Source organism: Moorena sp. SIO3H5, from assembly GCF_010692395.1.
Taxonomy (GTDB): domain Bacteria; phylum Cyanobacteriota; class Cyanobacteriia; order Cyanobacteriales; family Coleofasciculaceae; genus Moorena.
On record NZ_JAAHHS010000322.1, the window covers coordinates 1 to 8,965 of the forward strand.

General features: G+C 40.9%; 2 protein-coding genes and 2 pseudogenes. 1 reads left to right on the forward strand and 3 read right to left on the reverse strand.

The annotated features are described in order from the left end of the window. Together F6K52_RS26835 and F6K52_RS26840 are read right to left on the reverse strand one after the other, a co-directional pair. On the reverse strand, window positions 1-2,765 hold a 2,765-nt coding region (locus tag F6K52_RS26835), incomplete at its 3' end, for an amino acid adenylation domain-containing protein (protein WP_293085521.1). An 87-nt stretch (window positions 2,766-2,852) separates the two neighbouring features. After that, window positions 2,853-3,752, reverse strand: a pseudogene (locus F6K52_RS26840) (polyketide synthase). An 884-nt stretch (window positions 3,753-4,636) separates the two neighbouring features. Here F6K52_RS26840 and F6K52_RS26845 point away from each other — a divergent pair. Continuing rightward, a pseudogene (locus F6K52_RS26845) lies at window positions 4,637-6,263 on the forward strand (IS1634 family transposase). A gap of 583 nt (window positions 6,264-6,846) precedes the next feature. Here the strand turns inward: F6K52_RS26845 and F6K52_RS26850 are convergent. Then, on the reverse strand, window positions 6,847-8,965 hold a 2,119-nt coding region (locus tag F6K52_RS26850), incomplete at its 5' end, for a phosphopantetheine-binding protein (RefSeq protein ID WP_293085526.1).

Sequence of the window (8,965 nt, forward strand, 5' to 3'; positions counted from 1 at the left end):
CGAGCCAAATCCCCTGTCTTATATAATTTTGAGTTTTGACTTCCCTCCGGGGTAAGGGGGGGGTTGAGTTTTGAGTCCTCAAAAGGGTTGGGAATAAATTTATCGGCTGTCAGTTCGGGGCGGTGGTGGTAGCCTATTGCTAAACCATCTCCTCCAATATGAAGTTCTCCAGGCACTCCTATGGGGACTGGTTGTAAATTTGAGTCCAGGATGTATACCTGGGTGTTGGATATTGGCTTGCCTATGGGTACTGATTTTTCTAGATTACTATCAGCTTTGACTGGGAAGCAGCAGGTGAATGTGGTGTTTTCTGTGGGGCCGTAACCATTTATTAATTGACATCCTGGGAGTTTTTCTACTACTTTCTGCACATGGGTTACTGATAATACGTCTCCTCCTGCTAATAGTTGCTTTAATGATTTTAAGTTTTCTAGTTGCTCTTCTACCATCAGTTGGAATAACCCTGCTGTCAGCCATAGGGTCGTGACTTGGTTTTCCCTAATTGCTGCTCCTATTTCTGCTAGGGAAGGTTGATGGGGTGGCATTACAACTAAAGTGCCTCCGTTAACCAGACTGCCCCAAATTTCCAGTGTAGCTGCATCAAAGGATATGGCTGCTAATTGTAGGAATATGTCTTCTTCTGTGAGCTTAATATAGTTGGTATTTTTTACCAGTCGCACTACTCCTTGATGTCTGATGTTTACTCCCTTGGGTAGACCAGTGGAGCCGGAGGTATACATCATGTATGCCTGATGCTCTGATGTTATTGATACTGTTAGGTTTTCTGAACTTGCTGTATTTGGTAGCTCCCGGTCCAGACATATTACTTGAGTTGCTGTAGATGGTAGATGATGTTGCCATTTTTCTTGAGTCAAGATGATGGATAGTTGTGCATCTTCTACCATGTAATTGAGACGCGAAGTTGGATAATTCGGGTCTAATGGCACATAAGCTCCTCCGGCTTTGAGTATGGCTAATAAACCTACTACCATCTCTACTGAACGCTCTACACATATTCCCACTAAGGTTTCTGGAACTACTCCCAATTTTTGCAAGTAATGGGCTAGTTGATTAGCTTTGCTATTTAATTGGGAGTAGGTCAACTTTTGTTGTTCAAATACTACTGCTACTGCACTTGTTTTATTTTCTACCTGTTCCTCAAATAACTGATGGATACATTTGTCTGTGGGGTAATCTGTTTTGGTATTGTTCCATTCTACCAATATCTGTTCTCGCTCTATCTCTGTCATTAATGATAGTGCTGTTACTCTCTGTTGCGGATCATTCACTATCCCTTCTAACAAAGTTTGAAAATGACTAGCCATTCGAGCAATAGTTTGCTCATCAAATAAGTCAGAATTGTATTTTAATAACCCAACCAGAGATGAGTCTTCTTCAAGCATTTCCAGGAATAAATCATATTGATTTTCATACTGATCTAGTACAAATGGTTCTACTTCAAGTCCTCCCCAATTCATCAAGGTTTTTTTGCTGCTAAACAACACCTTTTGCAGATCTTGAGATTCCAGGAATTTTTGTAGTACAAAGTAAGCCTGAAAAAGAGGAGCACGACTGGAGTCACGTTCTACCTGTAACTTCTCTACCAATAAAGCAAAGGGATAATCTTGATGAGCTATTGCTCCGAGGACTGTCTGGCGTACTTGGGAAAGGAAATCTCTAAAAGAGAGATTCCCTGACAAATCTGCTCTCATCACTACTGAGTCTACAAAGTAACCAACAATAGAAGTAAACTCAGCTTTAGTCCTACCATATGTAGGCGATCCTACTAAAACATCCTCTTGATCTGTGTAACGATACAGAAGCACTTGAAAAGCAGCCAACAGAGTCATATACAGAGTTGCCCCCTCTGTTTGAGCTAGTTCCTTCAGTTGTTCAGTCAGCTTTTCTGATAACTTGAAGGGGTAGCTGCCACCATTATCAGTCTGTATAGGGGGTCGTGGTCTATCTGTGGGCAAATTCAAGACAGGTAATTCCCCGCCCAATTTTTGTTGCCAATAGTTCCATAGTTGTTCTCCTTCTTGTCCTTCTACTAACTCTTTTTGCCAACGAACGTAATCTTGATAAGAATTATTGAGTGGTGGTAGAGATGCTTCGACACCAGTTAGTATAGCTTGGTAGAGTTGTGGCAGCTCTTTGATAATCAAGTTAGCAGACCAACCATCCCAAGCAATATGATGTATGGTCACTAACATAATATGGTCTTGCTCAGAACAAGTGAACCACCTAACTCGCATCACTGGTTCTGTTTCTAGGTTAAAAGGATGTCTGTGAGCTGAAAGCACTTTTTGATGTAACTCATCTTCGTTCCAGTTGGAAGCATCAATCTGTAAAGAATCTAATTCTTGATTTTGATGTATCCATTGAATTGGTTCTTCACCTACTTTAGGAAATGTACTCTTAAGGATCGGATGACGTTGCTGTAAAGTTTTAAAGACTTGCTTCCAAATTTTTATATCTACCTGAGAGTAAATCCGAATAGCAAATGAGGCATTGTAACTATAGCTTTGGGGTGATAGCTGCCACAAAAACCAGAGACCTTTTTGACCATAAGAGAGGGGATGGACTTGGGATATATCTGGATTTTCCCTTAGTAACTGTAAGATTTCTGATTTGTACTGCTTTAGTTGGGCAATAACATCAGTGGTCAGTACTTCTTGAGAACCTCCAGTTCTTAATTTTCCTCCTTCACTCCATAATTTAACCCCTTTTAGGGAAAGGTATTGTAAGAATTCAATTAAGTTCATAGTTCTACCTCTATCCAGTTATTTTCCTTGATGTTATCTGTGCGATCGCGTAGCGTAGCCCTTTGGGCTAATCGCGCCCCGCGTGGCCTACGGCCAATCGCTTTGATTCAGTACTTGAGATTGAGCATAAACATTGGGAGATGTTAAAGTTCTAGTTCTACCTCCATGATTGATTGCACTCCCTTTGATTACACCATAAATGCGATCGCCGTCTTCTATTGCTTTTTTCAGAGGCTTTAATAAAACTACTCCTGCTCCTTCTCCCCTAACGTAACCATCAGCATCACTACTAAATGTTCTACATTGTCCTGTTGGGGATAACATCCCCAGTTGACTCATCTGGATGTATGTTGTTGAGGTAAATAACACGCTTATCCCACCTACCAATGCCATTTCACATTCTGATTCTTTGAAGGATTTAACCGCCTAATGAATAGCTACCAGTGAGCTTGAGCAAGCTATATCTATCGGAATACTTGGACCATGCAGGTTAAAAAATGAAGATATGCGGTTGGGAATCATACAAGTCCAAGTTCCTGTTCCACTATGACCTTCTACATTGTCTTGATTTTGGTTCATCAATAGAATAGAGTCATAGCTACACGCCCCGATAAAAACACCTACGTCTTTTCCCGAAAGTTGAGATGGTGAGTAACCTGCATCTTCTATACAAGACCAACTTAACTCCAGCAAAATTCTCTGTTGAGGGTCTGTTCTTGTTGCTTCTCTGGGAGAAATATCGAAGAATTGAGCATCAAACTGGTCTATATATTCTATTAATCCTGCCCATTTGCTAATACTTTTATTGGGGGTTTCGGGAGTGTCATAATAATACTTCTCTACTTCCCACCTCTGGGAAGGAATTTCACTAATACTATTTATTCCTTCTTCAAGATTATGCCAAAATTGGTTGTGATCATTCGCTTCAGGAAATCGACAAGCCATACCAATAATAGCTATTAGATCGCTCTGGTATTTTTGATTCATAATCACCCCTACACTGCTCCAAAAGAATGATACATACAAACGTCACATAACCTGACAATCTGATGTTTAATTCCTGCTGACTATGAAACTGTCGGCGGTTACTCAACCACAGGCATTGAAGTCAAGCTCACAGCATTTTTGGCTCCTTATAATTGGGTTTAAATCTCGATATTACACAAACTAAAAACCCAGTTGTAACACCATCTGATCCTGCGTGTTGATCCATCATCTTTTTCTGTTTATTATTAAGTTTGAGCTTGGTTGTGATGGAGCTCATATGTGTGTTTTGATAGTACAATAGCATACTATTAGATAGGCGGCTTAATAACCTTTGGTATTTTATCATTATTTTTTGATTAAGTCAACACTATTTTTTTGGGTTACGAAAATAGTTATAAAACCGACAAGACAAGGGATATAGCTCTCATTTTTCGTAAAAAACAATTATATTTATTAGAATTAAGTTTCATTAATTATTGTGTATAATCAATAATTTGATGGCTAAATTTTACCAGGGTACGTTCATTTAAATTTTCTATAAAACTTCCTTGACAAAAGGTTCAAAATAGTATCCTTTATAGCTATCAGGGAGATAACAAAGCTTGTAACATATAGCAATCCTAAATCATTAATCATTGTTTTGATGCAGTCGCTCCTGGGGAGGGGCTGTGTGCGGAACCTGCGTCCGCACCTGTCTTGATGCAGTCGCTCATGGAGGAAACCCCCAAGACCGCGCTGCATCGCTCTCCAGCCCCGTGGAAACCACGGCAGCGCTTAGGTGCGCTTTCCGCATCTAATTATTAAATTCGCCACGGGTCGCACCTCTGCATCACTTGTAGCCCACATTCCGCAGGTGTGATTCCAAAATCCGGTATTTTTAAAAGATGAGTAAAATTGAAGCGTCTAATATCAGAGTACAGGATCTTGACCACTGTGGAATAGTGGCTGGAATTTGTGATGAAATCGGACTAGTCGAACAAATAGACAAACTATACGGCAATCATCCCCAGTCAATTATCACCCCAGGGCAAGTAGTCACGCGCCATGATTCTGAATGGTTTGGGCTTTGTCAGTGCGCCGTTGTATCTATTTGAAAGGTTCTTTGTGGGCAAAGCCACAGAACATCTACAAGGGAGTTGGGATCAGACCAGAACACCTCAACGATGACTGTAGGGGGCGCATCTTGGACAAATTGTACAGCTTCGGACTCACCGAAATTTTCGTCACTGTAGCATTGGCGGCGGCGAAGTATTTTGGGGTAGAAATGAGCAGCGACTAACCTAGATTCGAGTTCCCTGCACGTAGATGGAAATTACGCCTGTTCGGGTGATGAACCGGATCAGCCAGGTACAATTCACATTACCTATGGTTATTCGAGAGACCACCGCCCCGACTTAAAGCAATTCATGGTAGACCTGATGTGCACCGGCGATGGAGATATCCCCAAGTACGCTGAGAGTGGGGGATGGGAATGAAACAGATTCAGCAGTCTTTGCTCAACTCATCCAGGAATTTAGACAGCAATGGAATGTAGATGCACTTTTTGTCGCCGATGCTGCTCTCTACACCTTGGACAATCTGCAACTCCTGACACAATTGCAATGGGTATCGAGAGTCCCAGCCACCCTCAAAGCGGCTAAAGAATTGTTACAACAGATTCACCCAGAGGCATTCGTAGAAAGTTCTCTAACTGGGTTATGAGATGCCCCTGTGGGTAACAGTTATGGGGATATTCGACAACGATGGTTAGTAGTGGAAAGTCAGGCGCGGTTAGAATCTGACTCGAAACAACTAGAAAAACGTATTGCCAGACAGTTAACACTCGCGACTAGAGCACTGCATCAGGCACGAGAATCAACGCTTTGCTTGTCAACCTGATGCTCTGTGTGCGGCTGACAAGTTGTCCGCAAAGTTACCCTACCATCAACTGCATGACCTGCAAGTGGTAGAAATTCTTCAACACCAAGGACGCGGTAGACCCCGCAAGGATGCCGTCCCTGACAAACACTATTCATACTCTGCCACACTTGTCTCCAAAGAGTCAGTCATAGCTGCTGAACGTCAACGAGCTGGCAAGTTCGTGTTGGCTACCAATGTCTTGGATGAGCAGGTGTTGAGTCATGACCAAATCCTTCGTGAGTACAAGGCACAACAATCGACTTGCGAGGTTTTCGCTTCCTCAAAGACCCATTATTCTTCACTTCGAGCGTTTTTCTCCATACCCCTGAGCGAGTGGCGGCTTTGGCCATGATCATGGGTTTGTGCTTGCTGGTTTATAGTTTGGGTCAACGCTCTGTGCGTCAGGCTTTAGAGACAGCTAAACAAAAGATTGATAATCAGGTCGGTAAGCCTACGGCTCAACCCACTCAATTCTGGATCTTTCAATGTTTCATGTCAATTCATTTACTGACGGTTGATGGTGTCAAGCACATTACCAATCTCACATCTGAACGATTGTGGATTCTTCAGTTCTTGGGTGCTCCTTGCCGTAAATATTACCTCTTGACTTGATTTCGTGCTCAAAGGGGGTAGGAAAATTATCTGCATGTGATCCCTACCTGCGGAAAGTCGGTTGTAGAGTAAGCTTTCTGTTTTTTTTACCTGAAATGAGCGCATAGCAGGTACTGAAGAACCAAAAAATTCGATTCTCAGCAAAGAAATGCCACGCCCACGCTAACATTTTTATTCTGTACTCAATTCTCAATTCTCTTTAACGATTATCAGCTTTTCAATTAGTATAAACACTGCCCACCAGAGAATTAACTATAAAATTAATTCTCTGGTGGGCAGTGCTTACTTTAACGATTGTCAGCTTTGAAATTGGTATGGGGTGCATCTCATATTTGTAAAAAAGTTGCGTAGGGTGCGTTAGGGGAGCCTTATTTTCCGCCTCTAGCCCTTGATTATGTTGCTGCCCTTAAGGCACCACGGTGTCAAACAGCAAAAATGAGATGCACCCTTGGTATAAAGCACTGCCCACCCTACAATTAATATCTGATAATAATAACACAAAAAATTATCAGATATCTTTTTTATTATGAAGTCTGCGATCTAATATCGCAGACTTCACCAGCAATTGCTATCACCTAAATCCTTACAAATCTTTGCCAAAACGCTGTCTAAAATTGGCTATTGATTTTTCTGGAAGTACATAATGTTCACAATGTAGATCGCCCGCTTCAAATTCTAATTCTTCCAAAATTTGGTAATGTAATTCAGACTCTTCTCCATCGCAAATTCCTACAGTAGGCTCCAGTTGCTCGAACTGAGATGATAGTAAACCAGAAAAAGCACAACCCATGATATTAAAAGGATTTGAATTAAAAACTGCTTCCTTTTGAGCATTATTCATTATTTTTTCTAGAGAGGGTGGTAAATGGACTGTGGTTTTCATAGGATATGGCGATCGCAACATTCCACCCTCACTAAACAAAATATCTTCCCGTTCCTGAAAACGCTGAATAGCTTGCTCCACTGAAAAACAATGAGGACCAGAATCATCAACAATTAGCGTACCAGGCTTAACCTGCATAATATCTAATACATCGGCGACATTTGTAGCTCCCACAATTAAAGTAGAGTCGTAAATTTGTTCGGGAACTGTTGTTTTTGATAATGCCAAATTTATCTGACCTTTAAACCCAAATTTTTGGACTAAATCTTGTTTAATATTATCCAAAAATTCTAACTTACTGTAAACGTCACAAAGAGTAATTTCTTGAGGATGTGGCAAGCATTTCAACATTAACGGCAACACATTCATTCCCACAGAACCTAAGCCAAGAAATCCTACTTTTTCTGTACTTAAATCTCGCCCACCTTGCTCACATATCTTCTTAATAGTAAGTACAACAGCAGCACCAGTTGTTCTATGTCCCGTCGTAATTTTTGGCAAATCCTGACGATTAGCAATTGCCTTGGTAATTGCCAAACCATAATCAGTAGCAGAAGGAATTAAGCCAGTCAAAGAAACAAACTTAGCACCAATTCTTCCCGCCATTTCTAATGCTTCAATAATTCCCTGTACTGTATCATCTTGATTGCTATATAAGTCAGAAATAAATCTCGGAAAAATTATTATTGCAATTCGACCCCAATTAGTCTGTTTGACAATTGGCCAAAAAGGAAGATTTTCAAAGATATTTTCAACAAGATAATCTCGACTACAACTAAACATTTCTGGATCATATTCTCCTAAACAAGCTAAGGCTGCAGCATCGACAGGAGGAATTTTACCCACAGCAAATAAAGATAACAAAGAACGAGATTCAAATTGTACATACTCGGAATTTTTATTTTGTACAACTTCCTCATTTAAGGTTTCCTGAACTTCATTATTAATTGATTGAGAGCTTGGCTCTTGAGAGACATTTTTACTTTGTATTAGTTCCGTCATAATATTACTTAATTCAGCAATTATTGGGTGTAATAATAAAGTTTTTACTGAGAGACTAATCTGGAAATTTGTGGATATCTTAGAAACTAATTTGACGGCGGTTAGAGAATGACCTCCCAAATCAAAAAAGTTATCATATATTCCCACTTTTTCTATTCCCAACACTTCTTGCCAAATCTCTGCTAATGCTTTCTGTGTCTCCGTCTCAGGAGCTACATATTCTGTGGACACACTACTGGCCACATCTGGTACAGGTAAAGCCTTACGGTCTACCTTGCCATTGGGAGTTAGAGGCAATTTCGACAACACTATCAACCCTGATGGCACCATATACTCTGGCAACCGCGACTCCAAATACTCTCTCAACTGAGGTATCAGTTGTTTGCCCAACTGCGAACTCAAGGGATTATTCCCATAGTGATGCCAGTTATCTCCTACAACCGATTTTTGACTCAGCGGTGTTAACACTATCCCTGCTTTAGCTAACTCACTGCGCACAAATACCCCATCCATCAATTCTGGATTACCTTCTGGTGACCAACATAACTCTAAGCTATATCCTAAAGATGCACTCAGTTCATGTAACCTTTCTGGATCTATGCCATTGACTGGCTTTGACTCTAACTTCTGCCTCAACTGCTGTACATTCTGTTTTGCTTCTGGCTGTGATAGCAATTCCACTAAACCTACATCACTTGCAACTCTGCCATTTACTAAACCACTAAAGCAAATTGATTCTGGCCCAATGTCTCGCAGATAAGTTTCTATCTCTTGAATACTCAGACCACCTCCATTTTCTACAGTCGGTGCTATTACT